General features: G+C 56.4%; 22 protein-coding genes. 12 read left to right on the forward strand and 10 right to left on the reverse strand.

Annotated elements, in window-relative coordinates:
- Window positions 1–12 precede the first annotated feature (12 nt).
- From fliP to ERD80_RS06745, 5 genes are all read left to right on the forward strand, one after another.
- A complete protein-coding gene (fliP, locus tag ERD80_RS06725) occupies window positions 13–714 on the forward strand; it encodes a flagellar type III secretion system pore protein FliP (protein WP_211145573.1) in 702 nt (233 codons plus the stop codon).
- A 41-nt stretch (window positions 715–755) separates the two neighbouring features.
- Window positions 756–1,025 (forward strand): flagellar biosynthesis protein FliQ, encoded by a 270-nt coding sequence (gene fliQ, locus ERD80_RS06730; RefSeq protein ID WP_010618647.1) that lies wholly within the window; start codon window positions 756–758, stop codon window positions 1,023–1,025.
- Window positions 1,025–1,813, forward strand: a complete 789-nt coding sequence (fliR, locus tag ERD80_RS06735) for a flagellar biosynthetic protein FliR (protein ID WP_021509859.1) — start codon at window positions 1,025–1,027, stop codon at window positions 1,811–1,813. Before fliQ ends, fliR begins: the two co-directional genes overlap by 1 nt.
- Before the next feature lie 627 nt (window positions 1,814–2,440).
- The gene (gene rcsA / locus ERD80_RS06740; protein ID WP_021509858.1) at window positions 2,441–3,076 is read left to right on the forward strand and encodes a transcriptional regulator RcsA; all 636 of its coding nucleotides are present in this window, start codon (window positions 2,441–2,443) and stop codon (window positions 3,074–3,076) included.
- Window positions 3,077–3,239: 163 nt separating this feature from the next.
- Window positions 3,240–4,943, forward strand: coding sequence for a methyl-accepting chemotaxis protein (locus ERD80_RS06745; protein WP_136546289.1), 1,704 nt, complete (start codon window positions 3,240–3,242; stop codon window positions 4,941–4,943).
- A gap of 234 nt (window positions 4,944–5,177) precedes the next feature.
- Here ERD80_RS06745 and dsrB read toward each other — a convergent pair whose 3' ends face one another.
- Window positions 5,178–5,375, reverse strand: a complete 198-nt coding sequence (gene dsrB, locus ERD80_RS06750; protein ID WP_010618650.1) for a protein DsrB — start codon at window positions 5,373–5,375, stop codon at window positions 5,178–5,180.
- Between the two features lie 67 nt (window positions 5,376–5,442).
- Window positions 5,443–5,601, reverse strand: a complete 159-nt coding sequence (locus ERD80_RS06755) for a YqaE/Pmp3 family membrane protein (RefSeq protein WP_021509855.1) — start codon at window positions 5,599–5,601, stop codon at window positions 5,443–5,445.
- Window positions 5,602–5,917: 316 nt separating this feature from the next.
- Between ERD80_RS06755 and ERD80_RS06760 the strand changes: the two genes are divergently transcribed.
- The 3 genes from ERD80_RS06760 to ERD80_RS06770 all read left to right on the forward strand — a co-directional run bounded on the left by ERD80_RS06760 (window position 5,918) and on the right by ERD80_RS06770 (window position 8,555).
- Window positions 5,918–6,151, forward strand: coding sequence for a YodD family protein (locus ERD80_RS06760; protein ID WP_058757390.1), 234 nt, complete (start codon window positions 5,918–5,920; stop codon window positions 6,149–6,151).
- A 359-nt stretch (window positions 6,152–6,510) separates the two neighbouring features.
- Entirely contained in the window at window positions 6,511–7,308 is a 798-nt protein-coding gene (locus ERD80_RS06765) for a mannosyl-3-phosphoglycerate phosphatase-related protein (protein WP_136546291.1), read from the forward strand.
- 26 nt (window positions 7,309–7,334) lie between these two features.
- On the forward strand, window positions 7,335–8,555 hold the full coding sequence (locus ERD80_RS06770; RefSeq protein WP_058757388.1) for a hypothetical protein: 1,221 nt from the start codon (window positions 7,335–7,337) through the stop codon (window positions 8,553–8,555).
- On the opposite strand, the gene dgcQ is transcribed toward ERD80_RS06770, so the two are convergent.
- The 6 genes from dgcQ to vsr all read right to left on the reverse strand — a co-directional run bounded on the left by dgcQ (window position 8,552) and on the right by vsr (window position 12,615).
- Complete coding sequence (dgcQ, locus tag ERD80_RS06775; RefSeq protein ID WP_136546293.1) at window positions 8,552–10,204, reverse strand: cellulose biosynthesis regulator diguanylate cyclase DgcQ; 1,653 nt, start codon at window positions 10,202–10,204, stop codon at window positions 8,552–8,554. The genes ERD80_RS06770 and dgcQ overlap by 4 nt on opposite strands.
- A 133-nt stretch (window positions 10,205–10,337) precedes the next feature.
- Window positions 10,338–10,517 carry a DUF2158 domain-containing protein gene (locus ERD80_RS06780; protein ID WP_010618657.1) on the reverse strand — a complete coding sequence of 60 codons (180 nt, stop codon included), beginning with the start codon at window positions 10,515–10,517 and terminating at the stop codon, window positions 10,338–10,340.
- Between the two features lie 181 nt (window positions 10,518–10,698).
- A complete protein-coding gene (locus ERD80_RS22990; RefSeq protein WP_254919505.1) occupies window positions 10,699–10,833 on the reverse strand; it encodes a hypothetical protein in 135 nt (44 codons plus the stop codon).
- Window positions 10,834–10,869: 36 nt separating this feature from the next.
- Entirely contained in the window at window positions 10,870–11,781 is a 912-nt protein-coding gene (locus ERD80_RS06785) for a DUF808 domain-containing protein (RefSeq protein WP_058757386.1), read from the reverse strand.
- 11 nt (window positions 11,782–11,792) lie between these two features.
- On the reverse strand, window positions 11,793–12,068 hold the full coding sequence (locus ERD80_RS06790) for a hypothetical protein (protein WP_136546295.1): 276 nt from the start codon (window positions 12,066–12,068) through the stop codon (window positions 11,793–11,795).
- 70 nt (window positions 12,069–12,138) lie between these two features.
- Window positions 12,139–12,615: a DNA mismatch endonuclease Vsr gene (gene vsr / locus ERD80_RS06795; protein ID WP_058757385.1), complete on the reverse strand. Its 477-nt coding sequence runs from the start codon at window positions 12,613–12,615 to the stop codon at window positions 12,139–12,141.
- Window positions 12,616–12,771: 156 nt separating this feature from the next.
- On the opposite strand from vsr, the gene dcm reads away from it, so the two are divergent.
- Together dcm and ERD80_RS06805 are read left to right on the forward strand one after the other, a co-directional pair.
- Window positions 12,772–14,169, forward strand: coding sequence for a DNA (cytosine-5-)-methyltransferase (gene dcm, locus ERD80_RS06800; protein ID WP_136546297.1), 1,398 nt, complete (start codon window positions 12,772–12,774; stop codon window positions 14,167–14,169).
- A gap of 150 nt (window positions 14,170–14,319) precedes the next feature.
- Complete coding sequence (locus tag ERD80_RS06805; RefSeq protein ID WP_136546299.1) at window positions 14,320–15,915, forward strand: methyl-accepting chemotaxis protein; 1,596 nt, start codon at window positions 14,320–14,322, stop codon at window positions 15,913–15,915.
- A gap of 40 nt (window positions 15,916–15,955) precedes the next feature.
- On the opposite strand, the gene ERD80_RS06810 is transcribed toward ERD80_RS06805, so the two are convergent.
- Together ERD80_RS06810 and ERD80_RS06815 are read right to left on the reverse strand one after the other, a co-directional pair.
- Entirely contained in the window at window positions 15,956–16,201 is a 246-nt protein-coding gene (locus ERD80_RS06810) for a hypothetical protein (protein ID WP_021509844.1), read from the reverse strand.
- 70 nt (window positions 16,202–16,271) lie between these two features.
- Window positions 16,272–16,976, reverse strand: a complete 705-nt coding sequence (locus ERD80_RS06815; protein ID WP_058757381.1) for a phosphohydrolase — start codon at window positions 16,974–16,976, stop codon at window positions 16,272–16,274.
- Window positions 16,977–17,555: 579 nt separating this feature from the next.
- On the opposite strand from ERD80_RS06815, the gene ERD80_RS06820 reads away from it, so the two are divergent.
- Window positions 17,556–18,236, forward strand: a complete 681-nt coding sequence (locus tag ERD80_RS06820) for a hypothetical protein (protein WP_058771148.1) — start codon at window positions 17,556–17,558, stop codon at window positions 18,234–18,236.
- 237 nt (window positions 18,237–18,473) lie between these two features.
- Window positions 18,474–19,250, forward strand: coding sequence for a DgsA anti-repressor MtfA (gene mtfA, locus ERD80_RS06825; RefSeq protein WP_058780721.1), 777 nt, complete (start codon window positions 18,474–18,476; stop codon window positions 19,248–19,250).
- Window positions 19,251–19,267 lie beyond the last annotated feature (17 nt).

The raw sequence follows: 19,267 nt of genomic DNA on the forward strand, positions 1-19,267 counted from the left end.
CTGCCGCTGCTGATGCTGCTGGCACCGGCTGCCCATGCGCAGCTGCCGGGTTTGATCAGCCAGCCGCTGGCCAATGGCGGCCAGAGCTGGTCGCTGCCGGTGCAAACGCTGGTCTTCATTACCTCGCTGACCTTTATTCCGGCGGTGTTGCTGATGATGACCAGTTTCACCCGCATCATTATTGTGTTTGGTCTGCTGCGTAACGCCCTGGGCACGCCATCCGCGCCGCCGAATCAGGTGATGCTGGGTCTCGCGCTGTTCCTGACCTTCTTTATCATGGCGCCGACCTTCGACAAGATTTACACCGATGCCTATCTGCCGTTCAGCCAGGACAAAATCAGCATGGACGTGGCGATCGACAAAGGTGCCCAGCCGCTGCGTGAGTTCATGCTGCGCCAGACGCGCGAAGCCGACCTGGCCCTGTTCGCCCGTCTCGCCAACAGCGCGCCGATTCAGGGTCCGGAAGCGGTGCCGATGCGCATTCTGCTGCCCGCCTATGTCACCAGTGAGCTGAAAACCGCTTTCCAGATTGGTTTCACCGTCTTTATTCCGTTTCTGATCATCGACCTGGTGGTCGCCAGCGTACTGATGGCGCTGGGAATGATGATGGTGCCGCCGGCCACAATTTCGCTGCCGTTTAAGCTGATGCTGTTCGTGCTGGTGGATGGCTGGCAGCTGCTGGTGGGATCGCTGGCGCAAAGTTTTTACTCCTGAGTGGCTTGCCGCCCTCACCTTTCTCTCGACAGGAGCGCAACATGACACCGGAATCGGTAATGGTAATGGGCCAGGAAGCGATGCGTATCGCCCTGATGATGGCCGCTCCGCTGCTGCTGGTGGCGATGGTGAGCGGTTTGCTGATCAGTATTCTGCAGGCGGCAACGCAGATTAACGAACAGACACTGTCGTTTATCCCGAAAATTCTTGCCGTTGCGGCCACCGCCGTGGTGGCCGGACCGTGGATGCTCAACCTGATGCTGGACTACATCCGTACCCTGTTCAGCAACCTGCCTTATATCATCGGCTAATGGTCACCCTCGACAGCAGCCAGCTGGTGCACTGGGTGGCGCAATTCTTCTGGCCGATGGTGCGTTTGCTGGCGCTGTTTGCCAGCGCGCCGCTGCTGAATGAACGTTCGATTCCAAAACGGGTCAAAATTGGACTGGCGGTAGTCACCACCTGGATTCTGATGCCGCTGCTGCCGCCGGTCGAAGTGACGCTGTTTACTCCGGCGGGCTTCTGGATGCTGGTGCAGCAGTTGCTGATTGGCGTGGGGATTGGTCTGACCATGCAGCTGGCTTTTTCTGCCGTGCGGCTGGCCGGTGAGATGATTGGTCTGCAGATGGGTCTCTCTTTTGCCACCCTGCTCGACCCGAACAGCCGGATCAACATGCCGCTGCTGGCCCGTTTTCTCGACATGCTGGCGATGCTGCTGTTCCTGACCTTCAACGGTCACCTGTGGTTGATCTCGTTACTGGTGGACAGTTTTCACACGTTGCCGATTAACGATCAGCCACTCAACGCCAACGCCTTCATGGCGCTGACCAAAGCCGCCAGCTTAATTTTCCTTAATGGCATGATGTTAGCGCTACCCTTAATAATTCTGCTCCTCACGCTAAACCTGGCACTAGGTTTGTTAAACCGCGTTTCACCTCAGCTGTCGGTTTTCGCCATCGGCTTCCCAATCACCTTAACGGTAGGGATCCTGAGTCTGGGTATGATGATGCCGTTGCTTGCACCTTTCTGTGAACATCTGTTCGGTGAAGTCTTTGATTTACTCGCGCAGTTTGTATCAGAACTTTCCCCTGCCCGTTGATTAACGATACTGTTAACCTTCTTATACGATAGTTAAGTAATCAAAAACATTCTGTGCATTTTTCGAACCATATTTTTCAGAAATCAACTGAGGATATTCTGATAAATGCGCATTTATGGTGAAAATTATTCTTATTAAACGGCGCTTCGCGTATTTTAGTCAGACGATTCCTAAGCCGGTTAAGCCGGTGAATCGGTTGATAAAATGCTCAAAGGGCTGTTTTTAAACAAAAAAAATATTACAGCGATTTTTCTTGTCTAAATCCCTTTTTTCCGGCATTGTCAACACTCGCTGAAACGTCACACTTTCGCGATTCAAATGTTTTTAAGAATTGTCCTATCAGATTTGTCTGTGACTTGCGCGATAGTGACAGGGCTCTCAAAACAGAGCGAAAGAAACACATAAACCAAATTCCCGGCGATTCCCACTATCGCGGGGACAAGAGTGACGTGGAAGTAACACAATAAACTTCGCAGAACGGGTCAGGGACGAGTCAAGATGGCGCAGGAATGCATTACGCCAGTCTGCCGAGCAGAATAAAAAAGTGTCTTTGGAAATCTCTCTCGTACCGCAAACGCGTATTCATCGTTGATTTAAACGGATAACAAATTGGTGAGGGTCGCTATAATGCCAACGATTATTATGGATTCATGTAACTACACACGCCTGGGTTTGTCAGACTATATGTCGGCAAAAGGAGTCAAAAAGAAAAATATTACTTCCGTGTCTGACATCGAACAATTGCAACAACGGTGTGAGCAATTAAAACCGGGCGTAGTATTTATTAACGAAGAATGCTTTATTCACGAATCCGATTCCAGCGATCGCATTCGTTCTATTATCATGCAGCATCCGGATACGCTATTCTTTATTTTTATGGCGATCTCGAATATCCATTTTGAGGAATACCTCTACGTTCGTAAGAACCTGATTATTACGTCAAAATCGATAAAAACATCGACACTGGACTCCCTGCTGGGCACCTACCTGCAAAAGAAACTCAATGCCTCACCGCGCATTTCTGCCGGGCTGGATATTCATCCACTGACATTGAGCCAGACTGAATCGAATATGCTGAAAATGTGGATGTCAGGTCATGACACCATTCAGATTTCGGATAAGATGCAAATCAAAGCGAAAACTGTTTCGTCACATAAAGGCAATATTAAACGCAAAATTAAAACGCACAATAAACAGGTTATTTATCATGTGGTGCGCCTGACAGATAATGTTACCTCGGGCATTTATGTCAACGTGCGATAATTTCACCCACCGATAATACGCTTTGTGGTCAAGGCCAGTCCCCGCGACTGGCCTTGATTATTTTTGAGCGTTTTGCGAGCGCGATCCCACTTCCCCGCTAAGCCTTTATCCCCTGCTGCCGATGCTTGTTTTCAGAACCCCTTACCACTATGAGAGCAAGGAAATGAAAACAGCATCGATAGATGAGCAACATAAGCTCAGCATCTGGCAAAACCTACGCCTGATGCCTCTGTTCAGCATGATCTTTGGTGGCATTCTGCTGCTTTTTGCCCTGTGCATTGGACTCGCCAGCTACTTTCTGATTCAGAGCAATAATTCCCTCAATGACGCCACCGATGAGATTCAGGTGCGCATGGGCATTTCTAACAGCTCAAACCATCTGCGAACCGCACGCCTTAATGTGCTGCAGTCGGGCGCTGCGGCGCGCATCGGTGAAATGGATGGCTATCGTGCCGATCTGGCGCGCACCGAAACGCGCATTAAGCAGGCGCGCGAGGGCTTCAAAATTTATATGGATCGCAAAATGAAGACGCCGGCTGACCTGGCGCTCGACGGTCCGCTCACCACCAGCTTCAATGCCTATATTGATAAAGGCCTGAAGCCGATGATCGAGTCGGCGAAACAGGGCAGCTTTGAAGGGATTGTCGCGCAGGAGACCGATGTCACGCGCAAGCTGGATGATGCCTATAATGCCGTGCTGCTGAAGGCGATTAAGATCCGCACCGAGCGCGCCGAAGCGATTAACGCCGAAGCGGCGCATCAGTCGCGCGTCGGTTTTATCGCGATGGCTGCGGCTTTTGCCGCCGCGCTGCTGCTGGTGCTGCTCACCTTCGTGTTCCTGCGCCGCGTGGTGATCAATCCGCTGCGCCTGTCGGTGGGTCGCATTGAGCGCATCGCGCAGGGCGATCTCACCGCCCCCGAGCAGGCCTATGGTCGCAACGAAATTGGCAGCCTGCTGCACAACCTGCAGCTGATGCAGGCGTCGCTGGTGCGCACCGTTGGCACTGTCCGTGAAGGCGCGGTGGCGATTTATCAGCGCTCCAGTGAGATCTCCGCAGGTAACACCGATCTGTCATCACGCACCGAGCAGCAGGCTTCCGCGCTGGAGCAGACTGCCGCCAGCATGGAGCAGCTCACCGCCACGGTGAAGCAGAACGCCGAAAACGCCCATCACGCCAGCCAGCTGGCCGCCGATGCTTCTGGCAAAGCGCGCAGCGGTGGTGAACTGGTGAGCGGTGTGGTGAAAACCATGAATAACATCTCCGGCAGCTCGAAGAAAATTGCCGAGATTACCAATGTTATTAACAGTATCGCCTTCCAGACCAATATCCTGGCGCTGAACGCCGCGGTAGAAGCCGCGCGCGCCGGGGAACAGGGCCGTGGCTTCGCCGTGGTCGCCAGTGAAGTGCGCAATCTGGCGCAGCGCAGTGCGCAGGCAGCGAAAGAGATTGAGTCGCTGATTGCCGAGTCGGTGGATTTGATCAGTAACGGCTCGCATCAGGTCGGCGAAGCCGGCAGCACCATGGGCGAGATTGTCGAAGCGGTGCGCCGCGTTACCGACATTATGGCCGAGATTGCGGCAGCGTCTGATGAGCAGAGCCGTGGCATTCAGCAGGTCAGCCTGGCGGTGACCGAGATGGATAACGTGACGCAGCAGAACGCCTCGCTGGTGGAGGAAGCCTCTTCAGCCGCGGCTTCGCTGGAAGATCAGGCCGGTAAACTGACGCAGGCGGTGGCGGTGTTCCGCCTGAATGATACGCCGGCTTCGCTGGTGGCTGCTGCGCCGCAGTCGGCGCTGAAAGCGCCAGCGCTCGCTCCACGTCCGACGCTGGCTGCAGCGGGCAATGATAACTGGGAGACGTTTTAAGAGGATTGAGGTGGGGTGCGGTATTTTTCCCTCACCCCAGCCCTCTCCCGCTTGCGGGAGAGGGGGCTGTCCGCGCGGCTGTTGAGTAGGTTTTCACACAACGCTTCAGGAACAACTTATTACTAAGCATCGGCGCTGAACGGTTCCCTCTCCCGCGAGCAGGAGCACTGAACGGTTCCCTCTCCCGCGTGCGGGAGAGGGTTAGGGTGAGGGTAATCTAATCGCAAAACCACACTACCCTTCCCCCGCATAAGGCTCGACAAACACGCCTTCGGCGTGATCGCTCTCATTAAAGAACCAGATCCCCAGCGGGTAATCCTCCAGCGCCACCAGATACATGGTGCCCTCATTAAAGCCTTCCACAGCCAGCACAGTACCGACGCGACGTGGGCCGCCGTCGGTTTTTACCGTTACCCGGTCATTGACCTTCATTGATTTCTCTCCAGAAACAGTCCTGCGCATAGTGTAACGGAAGATAGTCAGCGCTGCCTGATCGCGATCAGCGTCGGGCGATTACCCACACCGCATGCACGATGCCGGGGATGTAACCACACAGCGTCAGCAGAATGTTGAGCCAGAAGGCGCCGCCAAAGCCGACCTGTAAAAACACGCCCAGCGGTGGCAACAGAATGGCAATAATGATCCGAATTAAATCCATACTAACTCCCTGATAACCATAATAATCAACCAGCTGTAAGCATAGCTGTTTTACGCCAGAATGGGGAATAGAGCGGGTAAAGAAGTGTCAAAGCCGGGCTTTTCACTTTCTTAACGTTTCCCGGAAAGACTTTTGACGCGGCACCCTCGTACACTTGTCAGCACTGCACCAACCCCAAAGGGGCAGTCAACCTAAAAGTAACAAGGATTTTTGCCCGCGCAGCGCGGGCTTTTTTTTGCCCGTTTCCCGTCCACGTCCCTCGCCCGCTGTCACCGACTATACTTGTCAGGAATCCGTTTGCCTCCAGGAGGCTGTCATGGCTACAGCAAAAGAGTACAGCGATAACGTGCAGCGCGAAGTGAACATCGACGTGGACGCGCTGCTGGAAGCGATTCAGAAAAAAACGTCAGGCGAAGTGCAGGAGTTTATGCAGGCTGAAGATGCGCACCGTGTGAAGGTGAATGGCGAAGCGTTTGACTCCTACACCGAACTGGCCGAGGCGTTTGAACTCGATATTCGTGATTTCACCATTACCGAAGTGAACCGCTGAAATCGATTTCAAAAAAAGACCCGGCACGCTGGCCGGGTTGAAAAAAGAATAAATTCGTTACACCAGGAAAATCTTAACACCGCTTCAGAGTACGCCTTAGCTGAAGTAAGACAAGTCTCAATTCTGCACGCAATTCGAACAAATCTGCATAATCATGCACTGCTGTTACCGAAAACATCGCGCTACGGCTGACATTCTGCATGCACAAAACGTGCAGCCGCTTCGGTATCTGGCTTATGTTTTAAGAATTATCCTGGATAGTGGCCGCGCCGGCGGCAAGGAAAAGTGTGATTGTGATTACGCTATTATACTGATTACACGTCGCTTTACGGATGCCTTTGGGCGTAAGGAGTGTATTGATGATCCCGTTAGATTCCTCCCTGCTGATCGTGACCGATCTCGATGGTTCGCTGCTCGATCATCATGACTATAACTGGCAGGCCGCCAGCGAGTGGCTGGCGCGGCTTAAGCAGCAACAGATTCCGCTGGTGATTTGTTCGAGTAAAACCGCGGCCGAAATTATTCCGCTGCAGAAGCGGCTGGGCATCGCCGGTGCGCCCTTTATTGCGGAAAACGGCGCCCGCCTCGCCTTTGGCGGGGAAGCGCAGATCGCCGAAGAGCCCGGTGCCGATTATCTTGCGCTCTGCGCCACGCTCAGCACCCTGCAGGCGGATTTTCGCTTCACCGGCTTTCATGACTTTAGCGACGCAGAAGTGGCCCGTTTCACCGGCCTGACGTTGACGGAAGCCAGCCAGAGCCGACTGCGCGATGCGTCTGAAGTCATCGTATGGCGCGATGATGAAACGCGGCTCGACGCCTTCCGCGCGGCGCTGGCGCAGCATCAGCTGGCCCTGACGCAGGGCGGACGTTTCTGGCACGTGATGCCGGCGGGCAGCGGTAAAGGCGTGGCGCTGGAACAGTTATTGCAGCAGTTGCAGCAGCAGGAAGGCACGAAGCGCACCACGATTGGTCTGGGCGATGGCCCTAACGATGCGCCGATGCTGGAGCGCGTCGATTATGCCGTGGTGATTAAAGGTTTCAGTAAAAACCCGGTGGTGCTGCAACGCAGCGATCATCATAACGTTTACCACACCGCACACGTTGGCCCTGAGGGCTGGCGCGAAGGTCTGGATTACTTTCTTGCCCAACCTGAATAACGGCAGCTGACCAGAAGGATGAGACGATGAGTGATTTTTACCAGAACGGCGTAATTACCAACTTTCATAATCTCACCCACCGCAGCGTGGAGTCGCTGGAAAAAGAGATGGTGCGCTTTGCGCGCAAGCGCAAAATGGGGCTGATTCTGCCCTCGCTGTTTTCCGAGCTGGAAGGCCCGGCGCTGGATAATATCGTCAATGAACTGGCGAAAGTGCCCTATCTGGAGGAGATTGTGATTGGCCTCGATCGTGCCGATCGCGATCAGTTTCTCTTCGCGCGCGAATTTTTCTCGCGCCTGCCGCAGCGCCACCGCATTTTGTGGAACGATGGCCCGCGGCTGAAAGCGCTGGACGCCGAGCTGGATAAAGAGGGTCTGTCGCCCAGCCAGCCCGGCAAGGGTCGCAACGTGTGGTTCTGCACCGGCTACACGCTGGCCTCCGACCGCTCGCAGTGCGTGGCACTGCATGACTGCGACATCGTGACCTATGAGCGCGGCATGCTGGCACGTCTGCTCTACCCGCTGGCCAACCCGGCGTTTCAGTATGAATTCTGCAAAGGTTTCTATGCGCGCGTTGCGGACGGCAAGCTTAATGGCCGCGTCGGACGTCTGCTGGTGGGCCCGCTGCTGCGCTCGCTGCAGAAAGTCTACGGCCATTCGGAGTATCTCGACTATCTCACCAGTTTCCGCTATCCGCTGTCCGGCGAGTTTGCCATGCGCACCCACGTGCTGAACGGCATCAAAATCCCTGGCGACTGGGGGCTGGAGATTGGCGTGCTGTCAGAGATTTATCGCAATTACACCACGCGGCAGACCTGCCAGGTGGAAATCGCGGACAACTACGACCATAAGCATCAGCCGCTGGCAGAAGAGGACGGCACCGGTGGCCTGAAACGCATGAGTAACGATATCGTGCAGTCGCTACTGCGTAAGCTGGCGACAATGGGCGTGCCGCTCACCAGCGACTCGTTCCGCGTGCTGAAGGCCACCTATTATCGCAACGCGCTCGACATGATGGAGATCTACAACCACGAAGCCACCATGAACGGACTGAAGTTTGATCAGCACATTGAAGAAGCGGCGGTCGAGATGTTCACTCAGGCGATTCTCGACGCCGGCCAGTCGTTCATCGAGCGGCCAAACGAGAAACCGTTTATCCCCAGCTGGAGCCGCGTGCAGTCGGCGTTCCCCGATATCCTGCAGCGCATCTACCAGGCGGTAGAAGAGGATAACGAGGGCAAAGTCTAACCGGCCGCGCACACCCGATTGCGACCGCCGCTTTTCGCCAGATACAGGCGGCGGTCCGCTACCGCCTGCAGGCTCTCTGCATGGTAACTGCCCTGCTCAGTACTGCAGCTGACACCTGCTGACAACGTAACGCTAAAGGTGGTGCTGGCGTTGACCAGAATGGTTTTGGCCGCCAGCCGGCTGCGGATACGCTCCGCCACGCCCTGCGCCTCAGCCAGCGTGGTGTGCGGCAGCACGATACAAAACTCTTCGCCGCCGATGCGTCCGGCTACGTCGTAAGGGCGCAGCGTATGTTTGATGACGCCGGCCACGCGCATCAGCGCCTGATCGCCCGCGTGATGGCCCCAGCTATCATTGACCTTTTTGAAATGATCGATATCGAGCTGGATCACCGCCAGCGGCTGTTGATGCTGTTCGCAGCGCCGCGCCAGCGCGATAAACTGGTCGAAAAAGGCGCTGCGATTAAGCAGGCGCGTCAGGCCGTCATAATTAGCGCGCCAGGCCAGTCGCGCCGAGAGGTCTTCCAGTCGCCTCACCAGGCGGAAAATCACCTGATGCGCTAGCGCCAGTAACAGCACGAACAGCAGCCACATGCCCAACAGAAACAGCGCTACCCGCCCCAGCTCCTGCGCCAGCCCCTGGCGCAGGCTCTGCACGTTGATTAGCCAGGCATCGACGTTTTTCAGCTTCACCCAGCTGGCCAGCTGACTGCCCAGCCACAGTGTTCCGGCCGGCTGCTGGTGCATCGCCTGCATCAGCTGGCCGCGCTGCGCAGGGGTTAATGCCACATCGTGCGGCGCCGGCAGCCGGGTGATCTCGTTGAGTGCACGATCTTCGAGCACCAGCTTGCCCTGCAGCACGCTGTGACGCGACTGGTGCAGCAATGCATTAATTCGCTGCTGGGTGAAGTCCATCGATAACACGCCGTACCAGTGCTGATGGGCGATCACCGGCGCGCTCACCGTCAGCATCAACCCTTCGTTGAACTCCCCCTGATAGGCTTCAGTCCAGTGCCATCGCGTCTGCGGCGCCCGGCCCGGCTGCTGGTCGCGAAAATAGGGTCGCTGCGTCATGGTGGCGTAACTTTGCGCCAGCTCCTGCGCGTCGCGCGGCGGACGTGAGCTGATGTAATAGCCCGCGCGTGAGGTGTACCAGAAGCGTGAATGAAAGTCCTGCGCCTCATCGCTGAACTGCATGATAAAGCTGAACTCCAGCGCGGCGCGCAGTTCAGGCAGCAGATAAGCGTCATCGCGCTGCAGCAGCGCATCACGCTGCAGCCATTCATCGCTGACGCCGTTAATCGGCATACTGCGCAGGTTAGCGATCTGCAACTGCCACACCGGCTGATGGCGCAACTGCTGAAAACGCTGCAGGGCGTGCTGACCATAATCGGCGTTTAGCGGGTGCGTCAGCGCGTAGCTGAGCATCCGCTGATAGTAATTAAGCTCGTCCAGACTCTCCTGAAAGCGGCTATCGAGGCTGCGCTGGATCTCCGACAGCTGGGCGCGCTGCCGCTGCTGATAGTTATTTTTTAATTCCAGCGCTTCATGGACGGTGAGAAAAAGTGAAAAGAGAAAGACCGCCAGAAAACAGAGATGCACGCGCAGCGCAGGCGTCATGCGGCGTGATGACAGTGGCGAGATTGGCATCAGTAGCCAGGCTCCGGATAACAACGAATTGAAGAAGTGTAGTCAGGCGGGAAAACGGCGTACAGGCAGAGATCAGGAAAAACGTGAAAAGTGACAATGACATCGGGACGGCGCGCTGACCGTCCCGAGGGGCTCAGCTGGCCAGCTGGCGCGCGGCCGACAGATGCGTCAGCTCATCACTGCGGAACGCTTCGCGGCGTACACTGTAGCCATCATACCAACGACACTCTACCATTCCGCTGGCATAGCCGGTCACCACCATGGTGGGTCCGCCCTGTTTGTGCTGAACTTCGTCACTGATTGCAAAGGTCATACCGCGCCCTCCCTTCTCACCGTTGAATGAACGGATTAAGGTATAGCAGCTGTGCGCGTTTTTTGCCTATAGGATATTGCTATTACTGTGACAAATTCGGAATAAGCAGTGAAAAATGCCGTAAATAAACAAAGCCGATAAAAGTTATTATCGGCTTTGAACGATTTTCCCGGGTGGAAAATCAGATTTTGCAGCCTTCGCAGTCGGCTTCGTCGCTGATATCCGCCGGCACTTCACTGGCTTTTTCTGCCGCTTTGGCTTCCGCCTGCTCCAGCTGTGCATCGATATCAAATTCAAACATATCGTCGTTCATCATCGTTCTCCTGACCCGTGATTAGAAATTTCCTGCGCTTTATACCGATTTACCGCGCAGCTTCGCAACCAGATTTACCACTAACAGCACAATCGACCCAACGATAAAGCCCAGCACCAGATTCGCGCCGTTGCTCAGCAGCATGGAAACCACGCCCGGGAAGCCGCTGCTGTACTCTTCAATGGCATGATGCAGCGGCGCGATACCGTGCACGATAATACCGCCGCCCACCAGGAACATCGCGACGGTGCCAACCACCGACAGGATTTTCATCAGCCACGGTGCCAGCGCCAGCAGCGCGCCGCCGGTGGCCTGCGCCAGCGTGGAAGACTTCTCACGCAGCCAGTAGCCGAGATCGTCAATCTTAACGATCATCGCCACAATACCGTACACGCCGATGGTCACCAGAATGGCAATACCGGCGAGGATTAACACCTGATTGAGCAGCGGCGCATCCGAAACAATGCCCAGGGTAATCGCCACAATTTCGGCCGAAAGAATGAAGTCGGTGCGCACTGCGCCTTTCACCTTATCTTTTTCGAACTGGCGCGGGTCCTGCTGCGCCAGATTATCCAGCCGCTTTTGCCGCGCTTCCGGACTCTTCTCCGCTTTGTCGTGGTGCAGGCTGTGCAGCACTTTTTCCACTCCTTCAAAGCACAGATAAGCGCCGCCAATCATCAGCAGCGGCGTAATCAGCCAGGGCGCAAACGCGGAGATCAGCAGCGCCAGCGGCACCAGGATCAGTTTGTTGATAAACGAGCCCTTCGCCACGCCCCACACCACCGGAAGCTCACGATTGGCCTTCACGCCCGTCACCTGCTGTGCATTGAGCGACAGGTCATCGCCCAGCACGCCGGCGGTCTTTTTTGCCGCCACTTTGCCCATGACGGAGATGTCGTCGAGCAGCGTGGCAATATCATCCAGAAGAGTCAGTAAGCTGGTTCCTGCCAAAATGTCATTCCTTATTCCGGTTCGTGATCCTGACAACAGGGGCACTGCTCAATCGCCGTCACCGTCATATCGGCGATGCCCGCACAGTCCCATTCGACGCGTAACGTTTTCCCGTGCAGATCGTCGGCGTGCAGATACTTGCTCACCGGACTTTCTGTCATGCCGCTTATCTCCTCGGTGGCCACCAGCGTATCGTCCAGGTAAATGCGCGCCGTGGCATGGGCATTGACCATGCGCTCATCGCGCAGTTGATACAGGCGTCTGACCGTCAGTTTGATGCTGCTCATGGTGGTGTTCCGCGTCCCAGAGAAAACGCTGATCTAAACTGTTATGGCAGGTAAAAGCAATCACCCTGCCTTAATCCGCCCGATAGTGATGCAATCCCTGATGATCGATCTCGCTGCTGTGCGTGGCAGCCAGCAGCCACTCTTCCAGCCGCTCCACCAGCGCCTCATCTTCCAGCCGCAGTTTGCCGCGCAGCGCGCATTCCCAGACGATCAGCACCTTCCAGCCGCTTTCCTGCAGCTGCTGCACATAGCGCCGGTCACGCTCCACGTTACTGTTGATTTTGCCGCTCCAGAATTCGGTACGCGTGGCCGGCATTTTGAACAAATAACAGTGATGACGATGCCAGAAACAGCCGTGCACAAAGATAATGGCTTTGTGCTGCGGCAGCACAAAATCCGGCCGGCCCGGCAGCGCTTTGTCCTGTACACGAAAGCTAAAGCCGCGATCTTTCAGCAGCAGCGCAATACGCTGCTCAATCGCCGTATCCTGATTGCGAATGGCGCGCATATTTTTGCTGCGAATATCATGCGAGTGGACGTCTGCCATGGCGTCTCCTTTTTTGCGGGCTTCTTCAACTTTAGCGCGTTGAGGCAAAAGCGAAAGTTTGTGCGGAGCAGATTGCGAGACGCCGCGCAGCCATCGTTAATTTCCACGCCGCGCCAGGAGTGGTAGCATAGCCGCTTCACTGTTAAGGAAAAACGCATGCTTGCACTCGATCCCGCCGCGACGGCTTCGCCCTCCCCGCTCTCCGCTGATGATGACGCCACCGCGTTACTGCTGCAGGTACTGGATATCTACGCGGCCCGCGATCTGGTGGTCATCCTGAGCGAGGCCGGCGGCCGCGACTGGAGCATTACGCAGCTTAACCGTATTCGCGCGGGAAAAAGTGCCGCGCCCGCGCTGTCAGCGGCGGAGGTCGCCCGTCTGCAGGCGCTGCTGCCGTCGCGACCGGCGCATTATGACAATCCCCGCTTTCAGTTTATCGATCTGTTTGCCGGCATCGGGGGTATTCGCCGCGGCTTTGAGCAGATTGGTGGCCAGTGCGTATTCACCAGCGAGTGGAATAAAGAAGCGGTGCGCACCTATAAAGCCAATCACTACAGCGATCCCGCCCGGCATCAGTTCAACAGTGATATCCGGCTGATTACCCAGCCGGCCGGTTTGCCGGATGAGCAGGCGATTTATCAGCATATTGATAAGACGATTCCCGACCATCAGGTGCTGCTGGCCGGCTTTCCCTGTCAGCCCTTTTCGCTGGCCGGCGTCAGTAAGAAGAATGCGCTGGGTCGCGCGCACGGTTTTGAATGTGAAGCCCAGGGCACGCTGTTTTTTGATGTGGCGCGCATCCTCGCCGCCAAAAAACCGCCGTTTTTCGTGCTGGAGAATGTGAAGAACCTCAAGAGCCATGATAAAGGCCGCACCTTTGCCATTATTATGGCCACGCTGGATGAGCTGGGTTACGACGTCGCTGACGCGGCTGACGACTCATCGCCGGATGCCAAAGTTGTCGATGCGCGTCACTTCCTGCCACAGCACCGCGAGCGCATCGTGCTGGTGGGGATCCGGCGCGATACCGGCCTGAGCGAGGGTTTTTCGCTGCGCGCGCTGGCGGCGCTCTATCCGCCTGAAGTTCCGCCGCTGCACAGCCTGCTGGAGCCGCAGCCGGCGGCAAAATATACTCTGTCGCCCACGCTGTGGCACTATCTCTACCAGTATGCGAAGAAGCATAAAGCCAAAGGCAACGGTTTTGGCTTTGGCCTCAACGATCCGCGCAATCCGCACTGCTGCGTACGCACGCTGTCAGCGCGCTACTATAAAGACGGGTCGGAAATCCTGATCGATCGCGGCTGGGATCACGCGCTGGGTGAGAAGGATTTTCAGCAGGCCGCGAACATGGCGCGCCGCCCGCGCCGCCTGACGCCGCGTGAATGTGCCCGCCTGATGGGCTTTGAAGCGCCAGGCGAAGCGCGCTTCCGCATTCCGGTCTCCGACACGCAAGCCTACAAACAGTTTGGTAACTCGGTGGTGGTACCGGTGTTCGCCGCCGTAGCGAAACTGCTGCTGCCGCTGATTGAGCAGCATACGCGTCAGCGCCGCTGAAAACGCAGCCGCGCTTCACGCCCCGGTTTTCCGCCCCGCAATTTGCTTTAGTAACGCGCGATGTGCTGTTTTGCCGCACATCGCGCACACTGTCACCGGACTGTCACGCATCAAACCAATACTGCGTTTTATTTTTTGCGGAGCTGTTTGATGTCTCTAGTGTCTGTAATCTCCCTGCCGCTGCGGCTGCGACCTCATTTTACCCTGCGTCTGCCCGTCTGGCTCTCCAGCCTGCGCAGCCAGTTCATGCTGTTTATTGTGCTGTTTTGTCTGCTGCAGTTTGCCGGGGTGCTGTTGCTCAACCAGCACGTGAATCAGACGCAACACTCATTGCAGCAGGCCAGCCAGCTGCGCGAACGGCTGGCCCTGCTGGATAAAGCACGCATTGAGTTACTCACCGCCAGCGACAACAGCCATCGTGCCGGTATTTATCTGATGCAGGACCAGCAGAGCGGTTCGGTCGACAGCTGGAAAAGCCTGGCGGCGGCAGCCACTACCTCATTGCAGCAGGCGCAGCAGCTGTTTGCTGCCTATCAGGCGAAAAGCGATAGCCCGCTGGCACAGGGCTTCGTGCTGCTGGCTGGCGGGCTGCAGGAGCAGCTGAAAGGGCTGGCAGCCAATGATATCAACGCATTTTTTATGGTGCCGATGCAGGCTTTCCAGCAGCAGTTCAACGATGCCTGGTTTAGCGAAATCGAACAGGCCAATCAGCAGCTCGGCAGCGTCAACCAGCATTCGCTCAGTACGCTCAAGCAGAGCCGCAATCTGGCGCTGGCGATCGCCGCGTTATTAATGGCGCTGCTGCTGCTGGCCGCCGCGCTGCTGATGCGCGGCGTGTTGCTGCCGCTGCGTCACGCCAACGCCCAGCTGGCACAAATCGCGACGGGCGATCTGGTCGCCAGACCGGCGCCGACGCGCCGTCAGTCGCTGGAAACGCGCCAGCTGCTCCTGTCCATCGATACCATGCGTCAGGGTTTGCAGCAGATCGTCAGCGACATTACGACGGTAGCAACCCGGGTGGCGGCCGGCGCTGACGAGATGCAGCAGCATAATCAGCAGGTGATGCAGCAGCATCAGGCGCAAAATGCCAGCTTCCATCATCTGTCGCAGCGGCTGCATCGCGTGTCAGAAGAGGTGGAAAAAGGTGCACACTTCTCGCAACAGGCAACGCACGACGCGCAGTCCGCGGATGCGCTGATGCGTCACTGCGCCCACGAAGTCGACAATATGGAACACCAGATGCAGCAGATCGTCGCGGCCGCCGGCGATATCGCTGGCATCGTCGGCATGCTGGACAGCCTGTCGATGCAGACGCGTCTGCTGTCGCTTAATGCGGCGATTGAATCTGCGCATGCTGGCGCTTACGGGCGCAGTTTTTCGGTCGTCGCCAAAGAGATGGGATTGCTGTCGCAGCAGAGCGGCGCATCCACGCGGCAGATCGACGGTTTAATCCAGCACACGCAGCAGCACGTGCAGGATGGCTTTGCGAAGGTGCAGGCGCTGGAAGTGCTGTTTGCGCGGATTGGCCAGGCGGTATCCGGCGTGGTCAGCCAGCTGAATGAGCTGCAGGATAACAGTACGGCGCAGAGCCATCGCGTGAGCAAAATTGCCCGGGAAGTGGTGGAAATGAGTCTTCAGCTCCAGCAAAACGAAGCCCTGACTGATCAGCAAGTGCAGGCAGCGGCGCAGCTGAGTGAACTTTCAGCGCGACTGACGCAGCGCGCGCAGCAGTTCCGCGTTAGCTAAGGCGCAGAAAGAAAAAACCCGTCAGCGACGGGTTTTGGTGTTATTTCTTTTTCTTACTTTTCTTCAGCAGTGCACGCACCTGCTTCAGCTCGGCGGCGCTCAGTTGATCGCCCGCCTCTTCAGTATGCAGGCTGTCGACGGCCGGTGGCTCAACGGCATCTAAACTGGCCTGCAGGCGGTTAACGATCTCCTGGCTCATGGAGATTTGGTTATCAGCGGCTAACTGTTTAATGTGCTCTTTCAGCGCCGGGTCAATTTTAATGGTTAAGTTAACGGTCTCGGTCATCTTCACACTCCCTCTTGATTTACAACAACGTAGCGGAAGCAGATGAAAGTTAACAGACTGTCATAAAAATTTAATATTGTGCCGGTATGGGACTGAAATCGCGTAACACGGACTCATCAATATCGGTCAGATTCCCCTGCAGTTCGGCGCACAGCTTCGCCATATAGCGGACGAGAAAATCGGCGTTGTGTTCCGCCAGCAGACGGCCGGTTTCCGTCTGCATGGTCTGCGGCAGGCTCAGCAGTTTCTTCTGGAAATGATCCAGCGTCCACTTTACGTCATCCAGTTCACGGTCTTTACCCAGCGGATCGTCGCTGTCGAACAACGGCCGTCCCAGCGCACCTGCGGTATAGAAAACGCGCGCAAGGCCAATCGCGCCTAATGATTCGAGACGATCGGCGTCCTGAACGATCTTCGCTTCTAACGTTTTTGGCGTAATGCGGGCGCTGAAACTGTGGGCCTGCACCGCATGCGCCACGCTGTCCAGCAGCGCTGAGGGGAAGTCCGGAAAATCCTGTTGCAGAATGCGGCGCGTCTCTTCCGCCGCGTAAGTCGAAGCCAGATGGCGTTCCGGATGGTTTTTCGGCAGGTTCACCACATCGTGAAAATAGCAGGCGGTCAGCACCACCAGCGGATCGGCATTGGTGTTTTGCATAATGCGGGCCGCGCTCATCCAGACGCGGCGCAGGTGCGCGATATCATGGGCTTTATCATCGTGCAGCCAGTTCAGCTGCAGCCAGCTTTCGTAACGGTGTTGCCAATGGGTCAGTGACATCGTGCTTCTCCTGTTATTGCTATTATTTCGCACCGGGTACGGCTTGCGCCCATCATAGCGGCCCGGTGATGACACTTTCTTTACACCCTTCCCGGATGTCCCGCGCAAAAAAATGCGATCCCGATCATGTTATAGCGCTGTTAAAGCCGCTTGCCCAGTCGCGATGCGGTTTTCAGTATTTCCTTAACCTGTTTTAGTTAAGCCACTCTGTTTAATTTCGGTGATGCATTTTCCGCTGGGTGAATTTTCAGCATTGCCAAAGGTCCAGTTTAGCCTGTCGCAACCCCAGCATTAAAACGCCCCTTTGCATAGCGACATAATCTGAAAAGATTCCCATTGCGACCGTTATAACGTACTGTATAGGGGAAATTTACGGCTCTCACCTGTACCCGGAGCCTTCGTCAGCACACTGTTTGCTTATGAGCCATTTTTAATACCGGAAGCGGCAGTTATTGCCCGATAATAAGGCGACAAATTATTAAGCAAATTGATTCAAACCCATTATGCTAATGCTCTCATCCGAGGATACGGATGTTTCGTCGAAGTTCTCCGGGTACGTGATACAACATGAGGTACATAATGAAAGAACGGCCGATTCTTTTTTCCGAACAGCGGGTGCGCGCCCTGCTGGTTGGCCAGCAAACTCAGACCCGGCGCATTATGAAAACTCAGGCGTTTGGCCCGGGCCAGGATCATCATGAAGGTGTGCACGCGTTTGATGTCAGCGCTAATCATCTGCATGGCTATAAGCTGATGTCGATGGCGGACATTGGCGCCCAGTGCCCGTTTGGCCAGGTCGGCGATCGCCTGTGGGTGCGTGAAACCTGGCGGGGTCCGATTGTGCCTGAGGCGCAGCTGGCGGAATACGAGCGCGATCCGCTGCCGTTCCGCAATCCGGCATTTTGCCAGTATCGCGCCGACAGCCATGAACTTGGACAACAGGAAGAAAATCAGCAGGTCGCCGAGCAGTTTGGCTGGCAGACCGCCATCCATATGCCGCGCTGGGCCAGCCGCATCGATCTGGAAATCACGGCGGTACGCGCGGAGAAAATTCAGGACATCAGCGAAGACGACATCATGGCGGAAGGCGTGCAGACCGATTCGCACTTCCTCAATAATTTCTTCACGATGAACATGAATTCCGAATCGCCGAAAGAAGCTTACCGCAAGGCGTGGCAGAAGCAGTACGGCGCCACCAGCTGGGAGGTGAATCCCTGGGTCTGGGTCATCGCATTCCAGCGTGTGGAGCGTGAAGGCTAACCGTTTGCCCTCTTCCGCACAGAAGAGGGCGTCATCTTTTGCGCGATTCAGTGAATCATCAGCCCTTGCCCCCTCGCCGGCGGCACAGCGCGCCCCTTTCCCACCTTGCCAGTTTGCAATCCCTGTCACAGACAAATCCGCCGCTAACAGGTTGAATAAGCGGCTTTGATTCCACGCTGGCAATTTTTCGTCTGCCGCGTCAGGATATGATTTCCGCCCTGCAGAGTGAGTGACGCAATGATCAAATGGCCGTGGCGTGCACAAAAAGATGCTGCCGTGACTGCCCTGCCCTGGCAACAGGCGCTGGGGCAGCCGATCTTTTCTCTGCTGAGCAGCGACGAACAGCAGGCGCTGGTGGCGCTGGCGCAACGCTTCCTGCTGCAGAAAAAAATCACCCCGCTGCAGGGTCTGGAACTCAGCGAACTGCGCCTGACTCGCCTGTCGTTGCTGTTTTGCCTGCCGGTATTGAAGCTGGGTCTGGAATGGCTCGACGGCTTCCACGAAGTGCTGATCTACCCGGAGCCGTTCAGCGTTGACGATCGCTGGGAGGACGACAGCGGCCTGGTGCACCACGCGCCGGCCGTGCATGCCGGCCAGAGCTGGACGCAGGGACCGGTGGTGCTGAACGCGCTGGACATCCAGGACTCATACGATCTCTCTGGTTACAACCTGGTGATCCACGAAGTGGCGCACAAGCTCGACGCGCGCGGCAGCGGTTACACCAGCGGCATCCCGGCCATCGCGCTGCGCGATGTGGCCAGCTGGGAAAAAGATTTACTGCAGGCGATGGCCGAGATTGAAGCGGAAGTAGAGCTGGTGGGTGAACAGGCCGCGACCCTCGATCCCTATGCCGCCAGCGATCCGGCGGAATGTTTTGCCGTGCTGTCGGAGTACTTTTTCAGCGCTCCCGACCTGCTCGCCAGCCGTTTTCCGGCCATGTATCGCCACCTGCAGCAGTTTTACCATCAGGATCCGCTGGCGCGTCTGGCGCAGCAGGCACCGGAATCTGCTTAAATCACGATCGCTTTGCC

The organism is Pantoea sp. R102 (assembly GCF_004916815.1).
GTDB classification, from domain to species: Bacteria; Pseudomonadota; Gammaproteobacteria; order Enterobacterales; family Enterobacteriaceae; genus Pantoea; species Pantoea dispersa.